A 15130-nucleotide genomic window follows, 5' to 3' on the forward strand; every position below is an offset into this window, starting at 1 on the left:
GCATGCCCCGTCAACTGAAACTCGGTGCTTTCCTGATGGCCACCGGGCACCACGTCGCTGCCTGGCGCCATCCCGATGTGCCGGCCAATGCCGGGCTGGATTTCGCCCACTACAAGCGCTTGGCGCAGATTGCCGAGGCGGCAAAATTCGACGCGCTGTTCGTGGCCGACAGCATTGCCGCCGCCACCGGCGAAATTGCCAGCCGCATGGCGCGCTCGGATCACTTCGAGCCACTGACGTTGCTGTCGGCATTGAGCGTGGTGACCGAACACATCGGCCTGATCGCCACGGCCACCACCAGCTACAACGAGCCGTACCATGTGGCGCGCAAGTTCGCCTCGCTGGATCATCTGTCCGGCGGGCGCGCCGGCTGGAACCTGGTGACCTCGGACAACGCCGCCGAAGCACAGAATTTTGGCCGCGACGAACACCTCGGCCACGGCGAACGCTACAGCCGTGCCCGGGAGTTTCATCAGGTGGTGACGGGGCTGTGGGACAGCTGGGAAGACGACGCCTTTGTGCGCGACAAGGCCAGTGGCAGCTACTACGACCCGGCGAAACTGCATGTACTCGGGCATGTGGGCGAACACTTTCGTGTGAAAGGCCCGCTGAACGTGGCGCGCTCGCCTCAAGGCCAACCGGTGATTGTCCAGGCCGGCTCTTCCGAGGCGGGCCGTGAATTAGCGGCACAAACTGCCGAAGTGGTGTTCACCGCCCAGACATCATTGGCCAACGCCCAGGCGTTCTATGCCGACCTCAAGGGTCGCCTGGCTCGATACGGGCGGGAACCGGATGCGCTGAAGATCATGCCGGGGGTGTTTGTGGTGGTCGGGCAGACAGAAGCGCAAGCGCGCGACAAATTCGAGGCCTTCCAGCAGTTGGTCGAACCGCAGGTTGGTGTTGCATTGCTGGGGCGCATGCTGGGTAATTTCGACTTGTCCGGCTACCCGGTCGACGGCCCGCTGCCAGACCTGCCATTGACCGACAGCGGCCAGCGCAGCCGCCAGCAACTGCTGACCGAACTGGCGGGCCGCGAACAGCTGAGCCTGGCGCAACTGGGCCGTCGCATCGCCGGTGGCCGCGGGCATTACAGCCTGATCGGCACGCCCGCGCAGATCGCCGATGAACTGCAACACTGGTTCGAGAATGGCGCCGCCGATGGCTTCAATGTGCTGGTGCCGCACCTGCCGGGCGGGCTGGAAGATTTCGCCCAATGGGTGGTGCCGGAACTGCAACGGCGCGGGCTGTTCCGAACCGAATACGCCGGCACCACCCTGCGTGAAAACCTGGGATTGGCACGGCCGGCCAATCGCTTTGCGGAGCAACCGGCATGAGAATGTCTGCACTGTTGTTTGCGCTATTGGCCCTGACTCAAACCGCGATGGCTGCCGATCCGGCCAGTCTGAGGATCGGCTACCAGAAAGGCTCGATCGCCCTGGTGCTCGCCAAGGAACATGGCCTGCTGGAAAAACGCTTCGACCAGACCAAAGTGCAATGGATCGAATTCCCCGCTGGCCCGCAGATGCTCGAGGCCTTGAACGTGGGCGCGCTGGACGTGGCATCCACCGGGGATATCCCGCCATTGTTCGCCCAGGCGGCGGGCGCCGACCTCGTCTACATCGGCGCTGAACCGCCCAAGCCGACGGCGGAAACCATTCTGGTGCAGGCCGACAGCCCACTGCACAGCATCGCCGACCTCAAGGGCAAGAAAGTCGCCTTCCAGAAAGGCTCCAGCTCTCACAACCTGATCCTGCGGGCCTTGAACAACGCCGGCCTGAGCTACAAGGACATCAAGCCGGTTTACCTGCCACCGGCCGATGCCCGCGCCGCCTTCGAGCAAGGCAGTGTCGACGCCTGGGCGATCTGGGAGCCCTACTCGTCACTGGCCCTGAGCCAAAGCCCCAGCCGCGTGCTCGCCAATGGCGAAGGCTTGAACCTGTCTGGACCAATCTATACCGCACGCCGTGATTACGCTCAGGCCAACGGTGCTTTCATCCACGCCCTGCTCGACGAACTCAGCGCCGCCGAAGCCCTGACCCGCAGCCAGCGCGAAGACAGCCTGCAGGTGCTGACCCGTTTCATGGGTTTGCCGGCCGGGGTGATTGCACGTTATGTCGATAACCGGCCGCCATCGCCGATCCTGCCGATTGATGCGCACATCCTTCAGGCGCAGCAGCAGACGGCGGACCTGTTTTACCAGAACCGCCTGCTGCCCAAGCCCATCGATGTGCAGAAGGCTATGTGGCAGGCTCCTCAGAAGTCGACGGTGGCCGACAGCAAGTAAGTACGCGGCGTCGACAAGGTCAAACCCGGCTCGCTGTCATCCGAGGCACCGGCCGAACTCCAGTAGCGCCGATTGGCCACGTTCTCGACGTTGGCCCGCAGGGTGATGTGCTTGTCGTCGACCTTGAAGGCGTAGCGTGCGCCAACATCAAGACGGGTCCAGGCGTCGATTTCCTTGACGTTGGACTGGTCCAGGTACTGGGAGCTGGAATAGATCCCGCGGCTGGTCAGGGTCAGGCCTTCAACGGTCGGCACATCCCACTCGGCGCCGAGGTTGACGTTGTACTTGGGCGTGGCCGGCGCGCGGTTGCCGTCGAAGGTGCCGTTGGTGGTGTTGGTCAATTCGCTGTCGATGTACATCACCCCGCCCAGCAGGCGGAAGCCCTTGAGCGGTTCGCCGAACACGCTGAGTTCGACGCCGTCGTTCTGGCGCTTGCCGTTGGGGCCGAAGACCCGCGTGGTGGCGTTGGTCTCGTAGGCCGGCTGCTTGATCCGGAACACCGCCGCCGTCACCGCGAACGCCCCCGCGTCGTACTTGGCACCGACTTCAACCTGGCGGCTGATAAAGGGCGGGAAGATTTCATCCTCGTTGATCGAGGTCGACGGCGCGATCTTGCCTTGGCTCAGGCCTTCCATGTAGTTGGCGTACAGCGACAGCTTGTCGGTGGCCTTGAACAGGATGCCGCCCGACGGTGAGATTTTTTCCTCGTCGTAGGCGGTGTCGCCTTTGACGTCATCGGTCCAGTCATCCACCTTGACCCGCTGCCAGCGCGCACCGAGGGTCAGCAGCAACCGGTCATCGAAGAAGCCCAGGGTGTCGGACAACGCCACGCCGCTGAAGCGGTTTTCGGTGTAGACCTTCGAGTCAAATCGCGTTGGCCGGCTTGGCGTAGGTGTTTCTACCGGATTGTAGATATTGCTCGAACCTGGCGCATAGCGTGCGCCGCCGTTTTCGAAGTCCATGTAGAAATAGCTGGCCGCCAGGTTGACTTCATGGCTGACCGGGCCGGTATGAAACCAGTTGCGCACGCCCGCCGTGGCAGTACGCACGTTTTCGTCGCGGGTGAAGTCGCGGGGCTGCACGCTGAAGTCACCGGCGTTGTTGCTCACCGACACCGCATGACGCAAGAAGTCATGGTTACTTTTACGCGCGCCGACGCCGCCATAGAGCATCACGTTGTCACTGATGTCGAACTCACCGTTGACCGTGCCGAAGGTGTCGTTGGTGCTCGCCTTGCTCCAGGGTTGCGCGTAGTTGTGGCGCACGTCGATGGCACTCGGCACCTTGGCGTTGGGGCCAACTTGCACACGCTCCTGGGGGGCGTCGGTGTCGCGCTCGGTGCGGCCGATGTCGGTGGAGAGTCGCAGGCGTTCACCGCGAAAATCCAGGCCCAGTACGGCCATTTCGCGATCGACACTCTGGTCGTCCCAGGCAGTGTCGCCGGACTGCTTCACGCCGTTGAAACGCAGGCCGAATTTATTGTCTTCACCAAAACGCCGGCCTATGTCCACGGCCCCGCCCGCCTGGCTGTCGGAGGCCCAACTGCCGGTTAACGAGGTGATGGGCTTGTCGGTAGCGCGCTTGGGTACCACGTTGATCCCGCCGCCGACGCTGCCCCGCGGCGAGATGCCGTTGATCAATTGGCTGGGGCCTTTGACGATGTCGACGCGCTCGGCCATTTCCATGTCGATGGTGTAGGTCGGCAGCACGCCGTAGAGGCCGTTGTAGGCGACATCGCTGTTAAACAGGCTGAAACCGCGAATGGTGAATTGTTCATAGCGCCCGCCCGCCGGGTTGGTGGCACGCACCGAGGGGTCGCTGGCGATCAGGTCGCCGAGGGTGCGCGCCTGCTGGTTCTTGACCGCCTCGCTGGTGTAGGTGGTCATGCTGAACGGGGTTTCCATGAAATCCCGTGAGCCCAGCAAACCCTGGGAGCCACGGCGTGCCACCTGGCCCCCGGCGAAGGACTCGCTGCCGGCATCGCCGACGGTGCCAAGAATCGAGGTGGGTGCCAGTTGCAGGCTGCCGCCTTCCGGAATCGGGGTCAGCATGTAGGCCTGCTCGCCCAGGGGTTGCAGTTGCAGGCCCGAGCCTTGCAGCAAGCGGGCAAACCCTTCTTCGACGCCGTATTCGCCGGACAACCCGCTGCTGTTACGGCCGCTGACCAGCGCCGGGTCTACCGAGAGGTTGACCCCGGCCAGGCCGGCGAAACGGGTCAGCGCGGCGCTCAAGCTGCCGGCCGGCACCTGGTAGCTGCGCCGGGACGCGCCGTCTTCGGCATAACTGATGGGGACGAACAACGGGCTGGCACTCAGGCTCAGCATCAGGCTGAAATTCAGCAGCGGGCGGATTGCGGGCATTGGAAGAAGCTCTCGATTTTGTTCACTTACCTGGAATGACCAGCCACGTGAAAAAAAGGGACAGGCTTCAGTCAATTTTTTTGAGGATTACGGCTTGATGCCTTTCAGCTTTTGGAGCAGCTCCATCAACTGCTCCAGGGATTCCTCGCCGAACTGCTCCTGAATCTTCTGGTAGTTGCTTTCCATCCCGGCGCTCATGTCGACAAAACACTGCTGGCCCTGTTCGGTCAGGGCGACGAAGACCCGGCGCTGGTCTTCGGCGGATTTGCGCCGGCGCACGATGCCGTCACGCTCCAGCCGGCCCAGCACGCCGGTCATGCTCGGCTTGAGGATGCACGCGAGGTGCGCCAGTTGATGGCTTTCGAGTTCGCCCTGCTGACGCAGGATGCGGATCACCCGCCATTGCTGTTCGGTCAGGTCATGTTCATTGAGCAATGGCCGGAAGAACGCCATGGTCGCTTCGCGGGCCTGGAGCAAGGTGAGCGTAAGGGACGGTCTAGGGGTGGGCATGGTTCACGCGTATCAAAGGTCGAAGCGTCGAAGCTTAGAGTCGGTACCGTGTGCATGCAACCCGAGGCATGGAACAAATCATTAATTTAGAAACGATTTTTAAAAAACCTGCTAATCCCGCTATTCAGCCTATAGATAACATGTTAACAATATGCCACCCCTGACCTAGCAGAGGGCGCATACCAACAAAAACAACAAAAGGAACGCCCCTCATGCATTCGTGCCTCTTTCGCACGGCGGCAAGCGCTGGCCTGTGCGCCGCGTTTACCCCTCTGGTCGCCCACGCCGACTTCATCCAGGACAGCAAAGCCAGCCTGGACCTGCGCAATTTCTACATGAACCGCGACTTTCGCCAGGCCAACGCGCCGCAGAACAAAGCGGACGAATGGGCCCAGGGTTTTGTGCTGCGCCTGGAGTCGGGCTACACCGAAGGCGTGGTCGGTTTTGGCGTGGATGCCTTGGGTGAAATGGGCTTGAAACTCGATTCCAGCCGCGACCGCCGTGGCACCGGGTTGCTGCCGTCTGGCGCCAGCGGCGAGCCGGCCGACAGCTACAGCGAACTCGGCCTGACCGCCAAGCTGCGCCTGTCGAAAACCGTGCTCAAGCTCGGCACCCTGCAACCGGTTTTACCGGTGGCCGCCTACAACGACACCCGGCTGCTGCCGTCGACCTACAACGGTGAACTGGTGACCTCCCAGGACATCGACGGCCTGACGTTGAACGTCGGCCGCCTGGAAAAGCAGAACCTGCGGGACTCCTCCAACAACGAATCCATGAGCTACGGCGGCGTCACCAGCAGCCACCTGGACCTGGCCGGCGGCACCTACGCAATCAATCCGCACCTGGCGGCGACTTATTACTACGCGCAAATGCAGGACATCTACCGCCAGAACTTTATCGGCCTGGTGCACGACCTGCCGCTGGCCCAGGGCGTGAACCTGCGCACCGACCTGCGCTACTTCGACACCCGCGAGCAAGGCAGCGCGCTGTTGCGCAGCCCTACCCGGGTCGACGGCGGTCGGATCGACAACCGCTTTTTCAACGGCATGTTCAGCCTGTCGGTAGGCGCGCACAAATTCGGCCTGGGCTTTCAGACCCTTTCCGGTGACGGCGACTTTGCCTTCCCGGGGCAAGACCCGTACTCGGTCAACCTGGTGACCATCAATATCTTCACCAAGGCCAACACCGATGCATGGCAAGCGCGGTACGACTACAACTTCGCCGCCCTCGGCCTGCCCGGCCTGACCTTCATGACCCGCTACGTCGACGGCAGCCATGCGCAAACCGCCACGGTGCGCAACGGCCGGGAATGGGAGCGCGACACCGACCTGGTCTACACCGTGCAAAGCGGCCCGCTGAAGAACGTCAACGTGCGGCTGCGCAACGCCACCCTGCGCTCAAGCAACGGCCTGACCAGCGATATCGACGAAAGCCGGGTGATCATCGGCTACACCGTGGCCCTGTGGTAACGCCGGGCGCCTCAACGCAACCCCGATTGACGCTGGCGGTACTCCCCCGGCGTCATTTGCGCGTAGCGCTGGAAGAACCGGCTGAAATACGCCGGGTCCTTGAACCCCAACTGGTAGCAGATTTCATTCGCCGAGCTGCCGGTGAACAGCAGCAGGCGCCGGGCTTCCTGCATCAGCCGTTCGAGGATCAGGCGTTTCGATGGCAGGTCGGCGATCCGCCGGCACACCTCGTTGAGTCGCGCTTCAGTGACGCCGATACCGTCGGCATAACGCGACAGCGGCCAGTGTTGCAGGTAGTGGTCTTCGATCAGTTCGTTGAAGCGGTGGAAGATTCGCAGGTCTTCGTGACGTGCCGGACGAGCCTCCAGGGAATTGGCGCAGAGCCGCAGCAGGCTGATCATGATCAGCCGCGTCAGGCTGTCGAGGGCCGAACCGCGTCCGCTGGCCTGGGCGTTGATCTCGCTGCACAGCTCGTCGAACAGGAATTCCAGGCGGCGCACCTCGGGCTGAAACTCCGGCGCCAGCCGCGCCAACGCCACACAGGCCGCCGGCAATTGCGCGCCGGGGGCCAGGCTTGGGTCGGCGTCAATCAAGGCCCACACCAGTTGCTGGCGCACGGTCAGCACATGGCCATCGGCGTCGGCTTCGGTGACGAAGGAATGCGCCACCGTCGGCGGCGTGAGGAAAAACATCGGCCCGGATTCGAGGTACTGCTGGTCGTCCAGATAGACCCGCACCGCGCCAGTCTTGACGTAATGCACCTGGAAAAACCGGTCATGACGATGCACCGGCATGTTCCGGCCAAAAAATCCGGCCAGGTTGCCGAGCCGGTCGTAGTGCACCTCGGCGTCGCTGTAACGCTGGTCGTAGACCTGCCCGATGTTGATGTTGGGGATCGGCTGACGATCGCTCATCACTGCATTCTCTTTGTTGTTTTGAGTGCCCTGAAATATTGCCACGCTTGACGATAGTTAACATCTTAATTATAACGTTAACAGGTTAACGAATATCCCACGGAGCAGGCCCGAATCTGCCCCGCCACTGCCAGGAGAAAAGCATGAGCCGTGCCCTGCATGATGTTGCGAACGGCACCCTGTTCGGCGTTGCGCTGAACTACCAGGGGTTGCTGAACCAACGTCTCGCCGAATTCGAACAAGCGCCTTACCAGAAACCACCGGTGAAGCCGGTGCTGTTCATCAAGACGCCCAACACCCGCAACGGCCACGACGGTGTGGTGCTGCACCCTCAAGGTGAACGCCTGCAACCCGGCCCGGCACTCGGGGTGGTGATTGGCAAGAGCGCCAGCCGTGTCAGCGTCGAAAACGCCCTGGAGCATGTGGCCGGCTACACCATCATCAATGAGTTCAGCCTGCCGGAAGACAGCTACTACCGCCCTGCGGTGAAAGCCAAATGCCGGGACGGTTTCTGCGCATTGGGCCCGGAACTGGTGGCCCGCGACCAGGTCGCCAATCCGCATCAATTGAGCGTGAAGTTGTTCGTCAACGGTGAACTGCGCCAGCAAAACTCCACCGCCAACTTCGTGCGCAGCCTCCCGCAACTGATCGCCGAGATCAGCGAGTTCATGACCCTGCACGAGGGCGATGTGCTGATCACCGGCACGCCCGAAGGCCGCGTGGATGTGCATCCAGGCGACACGGTTGAAGTCGAGATCAGCGGCTTGGGCCGCCTGGTCAACCACATCAAGGCAGAGGAGCTGTCATGAAACACGCGCGTATTCGCTTTGAAGGTGAAGTCCATTCGGTACAGGTCGAAGCTGAGAACGCCGTGCGCCTGGCCGACGGTCGCCTGCTGGCTGAAGACCAGGTCGAATGGCTGCCACCGGCCACCGGCAGCATGTTCGCCCTGGGCCTGAACTATGCCGACCACGCCGCCGAACTGGCCTTCAAGCCGCCGACCGAACCGCTGGCGTTCATCAAGTCTCCCGGCACCTACACCGGCCACAACCAGGTGACCTGGCGCCCGGACAACGTCGCCTACATGCACTACGAGTGCGAGCTGGTGGCGGTCATCGGCAAACCGGCACGAAACGTCAAGCGCGAGAACGCCCTGGAGTATCTGGCCGGCTACACGGTGTGCAACGACTACGCGATCCGCGACTACCTGGAAAACTACTACCGCCCCAACCTGCGGGTGAAAAACCGCGACGCCACCACGCCTGTCGGCCCATGGATAGTCGACGTCGCCGACGTGCCAGACCCGAGCAACCTGAAACTGCGCACCTGGATCAACGGTGAACTGCGCCAGGAAGGCAGCACGAAAGACATGATTTTCGACATCCCGTATTTGATCGAATACCTGTCCAGCTTCATGACCCTGCAGCCCGGCGACATGATCGCCACCGGCACGCCGGAGGGCCTGGCCGATGTGGTGCCGGGGGATGAAGTGGTCGTAGAAGTGGAAGGCGTTGGTCGCCTGGTTAATCGAATTGTCAGCGAGGCGGACTTTTTCGCCGCCCGGAAAGAGGCTTGAGCAACATGATCAAACACTGGATCAACGGCCGTGAGGTCGAAAGCAAAGACACCTTCATCAACTACAACCCGGCCACCGGCGAAGCCATCGGTGAAGTCGCCAGCGGCGGCGCCGAGGAAGTGGCGCAGGCGGTAGCGGCGGCCAAGGAAGCCTTTCCGAAATGGGCGGGAACACCGGCCAAGGAACGTGCCCGCCTGATGCGCAAGCTCGGCGAGCTGATCGAACAGAACGTGCCACACCTGGCCGAACTGGAAACCCTCGACACCGGCCTGCCGATCCACCAGACCAAAAACGTGTTGATTCCCCGGGCGTCCCACAACTTCGACTTCTTCGCCGAAGTCTGCACCCGCATGGATGGCCACAGTTATCCGGTGGACGACCAGATGCTCAACTACACCCTGTACCAGCCGGTGGGTGTGTGCGCATTGGTGTCGCCGTGGAACGTGCCGTTCATGACCGCCACCTGGAAGACTGCGCCGTGCCTGGCGCTGGGCAATACCGCGGTGCTGAAAATGTCCGAGCTGTCGCCGCTGACGGCCAATGAACTGGGGCGCCTGGCGGTCGAAGCCGGGATTCCCAAAGGCGTGCTGAACGTGATCCAGGGCTACGGCGCCACCGCCGGTGATGCACTGGTGCGCCACCCCGACGTGCGGGCGATTTCCTTTACCGGCGGTACTGCCACCGGCAAGAAAATCATGCAGACCGCAGGGTTGAAAAAGTACTCCATGGAACTGGGCGGCAAGTCGCCGGTGCTGATTTTTGAAGACGCCGACCTGGAACGCGCCCTCGACGCGGCACTGTTCACCATCTTCTCGCTGAACGGTGAACGCTGCACCGCCGGCAGCCGGATCTTCATTCAGGAGAGCGTCTATCCGCAGTTCGTCGCCGAGTTTGCCGCCCGCGCCAAGCGCCTGATCGTCGGCGACCCGCAGGACCCGAAAACCCAGGTCGGCTCGATGATCACCCAGGCCCACTACGACAAGGTTACCGGCTACATCAAGATTGGCCTCGAGGAAGGCGCCACCCTGCTGGCCGGCGGCCTGGAACGCCCGGCCAACCTGCCGGCGCACTTGAGCCGCGGGCAGTTTATCCAGCCCACGGTGTTTGCCGATGTGAACAACCAGATGCGCATCGCCCAGGAAGAGATCTTCGGCCCGGTGGTGTGCCTGATTCCGTTCAAGGACGAAGCCGAAGCGCTGCAATTGGCCAACGATACCGAGTACGGCCTGGCGTCGTACATCTGGACCCAGGACATCGGCAAGGCGCATCGTCTGGCCTACGGCATCGAAGCCGGCATGGTGTTCATCAACAGCCAGAACGTGCGGGACTTGCGCCAGCCGTTTGGTGGGGTAAAAGGTTCCGGCACCGGCCGTGAGGGCGGCCAGTACAGCTTCGAAGTGTTTGCCGAGATCAAGAACGTGTGCATTTCCATGGGCAGTCACCACATCCCGCGCTGGGGAGTGTAACCCGGATATAACAACGCTCCCTGTAGGAGCGAGCTTGCTCGCGAAGAACCCGCAGGCGCTGCGGGCTAACAGAAGTGCTGCGTTATCGTTGATGTTTTTCGCGAGCAAGCTCGCTCCTACAAAAAAATAAATACTCAGGAGAATGATCATGGGCGAAGTGGTTCTGGCAGCGAAGATCTGCCACGTCCCCTCGATGTACCTGTCGGAACTGCCCGGCAAGCACCACGGTTGCCGCGAAGCAGCCATCGCCGGGCACAAGGAAATCGGGCGGCGCGCCCGTGAGCTGGGGGCCGACACCGCCGTGGTGTTCGACGTGCACTGGCTGGTCAACAGCGGCTATCACGTCAACTGTGGCGAGCATTTCAAGGGCACCTACACCAGCAACGAGCTGCCGCACTTCATCAAGAACATGGAGTACGAGTACCCGGGCTGCCCGGAGCTGGGCGAACTGATCGCCGCCGAAGCCAACCTGGCCGGCGTGCGCACCATGGCCCACAACATCCCGAGCCTGGAGCTGGAATACGGCACCCTGGTGCCGATGCGCTACATGCACATGGGCGTGCCGGACGAGCAGAAGTTCGACGTGATCTCCATAGCCGCGTGGTGCGCCTGGCACCGCCTGGAAGACAGCTTCGCGTTTGGCGCCGCCGTGCGCCGGGCCATCGAGAAGAGCGACCGCAAAGTCCTGGTACTGGCCTCGGGTTCCCTCTCCCATCGCTTCTCGGACGACCGCGAAGCCGAAGCCAACATCCACAACTGGACCCGTGAATTCGACAAGCAGATGGACCTGCACGTGGTGGAGATGTGGAAGCAAGGCCGCTTCAAGGAGTTCTGCGCAATGCTCCCGGACTACGCCGAGCACTGCTTCGGCGAAGGCAAGATGCACGACACCGCGATGCTCCTGGGACTGCTGGGCGGGCCGGACTACAACCAGCCGGCCGAGATCATCACCCAGCCGTTCGGCAGCTCGGGCACCGGCCAGATCAATGCCATTTTCCCTTTATGAGCCTTGGTAAAGATCACCTGTAGGAGCTGGCTTGCCTGCGATGCAGGCGCCTTGGTGTATCTGTCTCACCGAGTTGATGCCATCGCAGGCAAGCCAGCTCCCACAAGGAATTCGCTGCACCTCACCCTAAGAGGAGATACACACATGCCGCACTTCATCGCCGAATACACCGACAACCTCGAACAGCAAGCCAACCTGCCGGCCCTGTTCGAGCAGGTTCATGCCGTGCTGGGGGACAGCGGTGTGTTTCCCCTGGGGGGCATTCGCAGTCGCGGGGTGCGCCTGGACACCTGGCGCATGGCCGACGGCAAGCATGACTACGCCTTCGTCCACATGACCCTCAAGGTCGGCCACGGGCGAGACCTGGAAACCCGCAAGACGGTGGCCGAAGCCCTGTTCAACGTCATCACCGAACACTTCGCCGAGCTGCAATCCCAACGGCTGCTGGCGTTGTCGTTCGAGATGATCGAGCTGCACCCCGAGCTGAATTTCAAGCAGAACAACGTGCACGCATTCCTGAAGAACCAGGCGGGCTGACCACAGCCCACCTTTCCGCCCATGGCACTCAAACAAAAAAGAACAACATCATGAGCACAGCCAATACCGCCGACAGCACCACCCTGATCGAACATCAGCGCACCCACAGCATCGTCACCTGGCGACTGATGCCGTTGCTGCTGATCTGCTACCTGTTCGCCCATCTGGACCGGATCAACATCGGCTTCGCCAAGATGCAGATGAGTACCGACCTGCATTTCAGCGACACGGTGTACGGCCTCGGTGCCGGCCTGTTTTTCATCGCCTACGCGCTGTTCGGGGTACCGAGCAACATGGCCCTGGACCGGGTCGGGCCGCGGCGCTGGATCGCCTGCCTGATGGTGGTGTGGGGCGTGCTGTCCACCAGCATGCTGTGGATCGAAAGCTCCACGGGCTTCTACGTGTTGCGCTTTCTACTGGGGGTGGCGGAAGCCGGCTTCTTCCCGGGGATCCTGGTGTTTCTCAACCGCTGGTACCCGGCACGGCGCCGGGCGCAAGTCACCGCGCTGTTTGCAATTGCGGTGCCCATGGCCGGTGTGGTCGGCGGGCCGTTGTCCGGTGCAATCCTGGAGCACTTCCATGATTTCGGCGGGCTGCGGGGCTGGCAGTGGATGTTCCTGATCGAAGGCGCACCGGTGGTGCTGCTCGGTCTGGTGGTTCTGAAATACCTGCCCGACAGCTTCGAAACCGTGAAGTGGCTGGAACCGGCGCAAAAGCAGCAACTGCGCGAGCAACTGAGCAGTGAAGAACAGCGCAAATCCATCACCTCCTTCGGCGGCATCGTGCGTGACCCGCAGGTGTGGCTGCTGGTGGCGGTGTACTTCGCGGTAATGCTGGCGGTGAATACCCTGGCGTTCTGGATGCCCACCCTGATTCACGGCGCCGGCATCGGCCGCGACAGTCAGGTCGGCCTGCTGAGCGCCGTGCCGTACCTGGCCGGGTGCTTCTTCATGATCGGCTGCGGACGCTCATCCGACCGCAACCGCGAACGCCGCTGGCACCTGTGCGTGCCGTTGCTGATGTCGGCCATCGGCATCGCCGTGGCCGGGCTCTCGCCCACCAATCCGACCCTGGTGCTGGGCGGCCTGATCCTCGCCGGCATGGGCGCCAGCGCCGCGTTGCCGATGTTCTGGCAATTGCCGCCGGCGTTCCTGTCCAACAGCACCCAGGCGGCCGGCATCGCGTTGATCAGCTCGTTCGGCAGCATTGCTTCGTTCCTCGCGCCGTACCTGATCGGCTGGATGCGCGACACCACCCAAAGCGCGAGCCTGGCCCTGTATGTGCTGGCGCTGCTTATCGCCCTCGGCGGCCTGCTGGTGCTGCGCACCCACGCTGCCATCGTCAATCCCCAGTAGAGAGTTCGTCATGCTTGATCAAGCCCACATCCAGCAAGCCGCCGCCCGCCTCGACCAGGCTGAGCGTTCCCGTGAACAGGTGCGCCAGTTTTCCCTGGAACACCCGAACATCACTATTGACGATGCCTATGCCATCCAGCGCGCCTGGGTGGCACAGAAAATCAAGGACGGGCGCAAGCTGGTCGGGCACAAGATCGGCCTCACCTCCCGCGCGATGCAGGTGTCGTCGAACATCAGCGAGCCGGATTACGGCGCCCTGCTCGATGACATGTTCTTCGACGAAGGCACCGATATTCCGTTCGAGCGCTTCATCGTCCCAAGGGTGGAAGTGGAGCTGGCGTTCATCCTCGGCAAGCCGCTCAAGGGGCCGAACTGCACGATCTTCGACGTGTTGGACGCCACTGAATGGGTGATCCCGGCCCTGGAAATCATTGACGCGCGCATCCAGCAGATCGACCCGCACACCAACGCCACGCGCAAGGTGTTCGACACCATTTCCGACAACGCCGCCAATGCCGGCGTAGTCATGGGCGGCCGCGCCGTACGCCCCACCGAGATCGACCTGCGCAAGGTGCCGGCGGTGTTGTACCGCAACGGAGTGATCGAAGAGTCCGGGGTGTCGGCTGCCGTGCTCAACCACCCGGCCAAGGGCGTGGCCTGGCTGGCGAACAAACTGGCGCCGTACGACGTCACCTTGCAACCCGGCCAGATCATCCTCGGCGGCTCCTTCACCCGCCCGGTGGCGGCGAATCCGGGTGACACCTTCCATGTCGACTACGACATGCTCGGTTCCATCTCCTGCCGCTTTGTCTGAATACTGGAGGACTGCTTCATGGACATGCCCATCAACCGCTTCAAGCAGCGCCTGCAACGTGGCGAAACCCAGATCGGCCTGTGGCTCGGTTTGGCCGACGCCTATTGCGCCGAACTGGCGGCGAATGCCGGGTTCGACTGGCTGCTGATCGACGGCGAGCACGCACCCAATGACCTGCGCGGCATGCTCGGCCAGTTGCAGGCCGTTGCGCCTTACGACAGCCAGCCGGTGATTCGCCCGGTGATCGGCGATACCGCCCTGATCAAGCAGGTGCTGGATATTGGCGTGCAGACGCTGTTAGTGCCGATGGTGGAGACGGCTGAACAGGCTCAGCAGTTAGTGCGGGCCATACGCTACCCGCCGTTTGGCGTGCGGGGTGTTGGCAGCGCGCTGGCACGGGCTTCGCGCTGGAACAGTATTCCGGATTATCTGGATGAAGCGGATGCGCAGATGTGCCTGCTGGTGCAGATCGAGAACCGTGAAGGCCTGGACAACCTGGACGCGATTGCGGCAGTTGAAGGGGTGGACGGGGTGTTTATCGGGCCGGCGGATTTGAGTGCGGCCATGGGGCATCGGGGGAATCCCGGGCATCCCGAGGTGCAGGCGGCGATTGAGGACGCGATTGGGCGGATTCAAAAGGCTGGCAAGGCGGCGGGGATCCTGAGTGCGGATGAGAAATTGGCGCGGCGGTACATCGAGTTGGGGGCGGCGTTTGTGGCGGTGGGGGTGGATACAACGGTGCTGATGCGCGGGTTGCAGGGGTTGGCTGCCAAGTTCAAAGACACCGCAGCACCTGCGACTACCGGCGGCGTGTACTAACTCTCTGAAACGACAAAGAT

Annotated in this window: 14 protein-coding genes; 11 read left to right on the forward strand and 3 right to left on the reverse strand. The window is 62.4% G+C overall.

What is annotated here, in order from left to right; genetic code table 11:
• Positions 1-2: 2 nt before the first annotated feature.
• Both SNL23_RS21230 and SNL23_RS21235 read left to right on the forward strand, forming a co-directional pair.
• The gene (locus tag SNL23_RS21230; protein WP_318303406.1) at positions 3-1334 is read left to right on the forward strand and encodes an LLM class flavin-dependent oxidoreductase; all 1332 of its coding nucleotides are present in this window, start codon (positions 3-5) and stop codon (positions 1332-1334) included.
• Positions 1331-2284, forward strand: coding sequence for a sulfonate ABC transporter substrate-binding protein (locus SNL23_RS21235; RefSeq protein WP_318303408.1), 954 nt, complete (start codon positions 1331-1333; stop codon positions 2282-2284). The genes SNL23_RS21230 and SNL23_RS21235 overlap by 4 nt, the downstream gene beginning before the upstream one ends.
• Here the strand turns inward: SNL23_RS21235 and SNL23_RS21240 are convergent.
• Positions 2254-4644 (reverse strand): TonB-dependent receptor, encoded by a 2391-nt coding sequence (locus SNL23_RS21240; protein ID WP_318303409.1) that lies wholly within the window; start codon positions 4642-4644, stop codon positions 2254-2256. The two genes, SNL23_RS21235 and SNL23_RS21240, sit on opposite strands and share 31 nt — an antisense overlap.
• An 87-nt stretch (positions 4645-4731) precedes the next feature.
• On the reverse strand, positions 4732-5154 hold the full coding sequence (hpaR, locus tag SNL23_RS21245; protein ID WP_010175430.1) for a homoprotocatechuate degradation operon regulator HpaR: 423 nt from the start codon (positions 5152-5154) through the stop codon (positions 4732-4734).
• 212 nt (positions 5155-5366) lie between these two features.
• On the opposite strand from hpaR, the gene SNL23_RS21250 reads away from it, so the two are divergent.
• The gene (locus SNL23_RS21250; protein ID WP_318303410.1) at positions 5367-6623 is read left to right on the forward strand and encodes an OprD family porin; all 1257 of its coding nucleotides are present in this window, start codon (positions 5367-5369) and stop codon (positions 6621-6623) included.
• Between the two features lie 11 nt (positions 6624-6634).
• Here the strand turns inward: SNL23_RS21250 and hpaA are convergent, their stop codons facing one another.
• Positions 6635-7537: a 4-hydroxyphenylacetate catabolism regulatory protein HpaA gene (gene hpaA, locus SNL23_RS21255; protein ID WP_003209891.1), complete on the reverse strand. Its 903-nt coding sequence runs from the start codon at positions 7535-7537 to the stop codon at positions 6635-6637.
• 143 nt (positions 7538-7680) lie between these two features.
• On the opposite strand from hpaA, the gene SNL23_RS21260 reads away from it, so the two are divergent.
• The 8 genes from SNL23_RS21260 (at position 7681) to hpaI (ending at position 15110) form a co-directional block, all read left to right on the forward strand.
• Positions 7681-8346 (forward strand): fumarylacetoacetate hydrolase family protein, encoded by a 666-nt coding sequence (locus SNL23_RS21260; RefSeq protein WP_167663831.1) that lies wholly within the window; start codon positions 7681-7683, stop codon positions 8344-8346.
• The gene (locus tag SNL23_RS21265) at positions 8343-9113 is read left to right on the forward strand and encodes a fumarylacetoacetate hydrolase family protein (protein ID WP_318303411.1); all 771 of its coding nucleotides are present in this window, start codon (positions 8343-8345) and stop codon (positions 9111-9113) included. Before SNL23_RS21260 ends, SNL23_RS21265 begins: the two co-directional genes overlap by 4 nt.
• A gap of 5 nt (positions 9114-9118) precedes the next feature.
• A complete protein-coding gene (gene hpaE / locus SNL23_RS21270) occupies positions 9119-10579 on the forward strand; it encodes a 5-carboxymethyl-2-hydroxymuconate semialdehyde dehydrogenase (RefSeq protein ID WP_167663833.1) in 1461 nt (486 codons plus the stop codon).
• Positions 10580-10727: 148 nt separating this feature from the next.
• The gene (gene hpaD, locus SNL23_RS21275) at positions 10728-11585 is read left to right on the forward strand and encodes a 3,4-dihydroxyphenylacetate 2,3-dioxygenase (RefSeq protein WP_017478949.1); all 858 of its coding nucleotides are present in this window, start codon (positions 10728-10730) and stop codon (positions 11583-11585) included.
• 144 nt (positions 11586-11729) lie between these two features.
• On the forward strand, positions 11730-12122 hold the full coding sequence (locus tag SNL23_RS21280; protein WP_076016042.1) for a 5-carboxymethyl-2-hydroxymuconate Delta-isomerase: 393 nt from the start codon (positions 11730-11732) through the stop codon (positions 12120-12122).
• Between the two features lie 50 nt (positions 12123-12172).
• Complete coding sequence (locus SNL23_RS21285) at positions 12173-13477, forward strand: MFS transporter (protein ID WP_076016041.1); 1305 nt, start codon at positions 12173-12175, stop codon at positions 13475-13477.
• Between the two features lie 10 nt (positions 13478-13487).
• On the forward strand, positions 13488-14291 hold the full coding sequence (hpaH, locus tag SNL23_RS21290; protein ID WP_076016040.1) for a 2-oxo-hept-4-ene-1,7-dioate hydratase: 804 nt from the start codon (positions 13488-13490) through the stop codon (positions 14289-14291).
• Between the two features lie 18 nt (positions 14292-14309).
• Positions 14310-15110 carry a 4-hydroxy-2-oxoheptanedioate aldolase gene (hpaI, locus tag SNL23_RS21295; RefSeq protein WP_318303414.1) on the forward strand — a complete coding sequence of 267 codons (801 nt, stop codon included), beginning with the start codon at positions 14310-14312 and terminating at the stop codon, positions 15108-15110.
• Positions 15111-15130: the final 20 nt, after the last annotated feature.

It is taken from the genome of Pseudomonas sp. SED1 (assembly GCF_034044025.1).
Lineage (GTDB): Bacteria > Pseudomonadota > Gammaproteobacteria > Pseudomonadales > Pseudomonadaceae > Aquipseudomonas.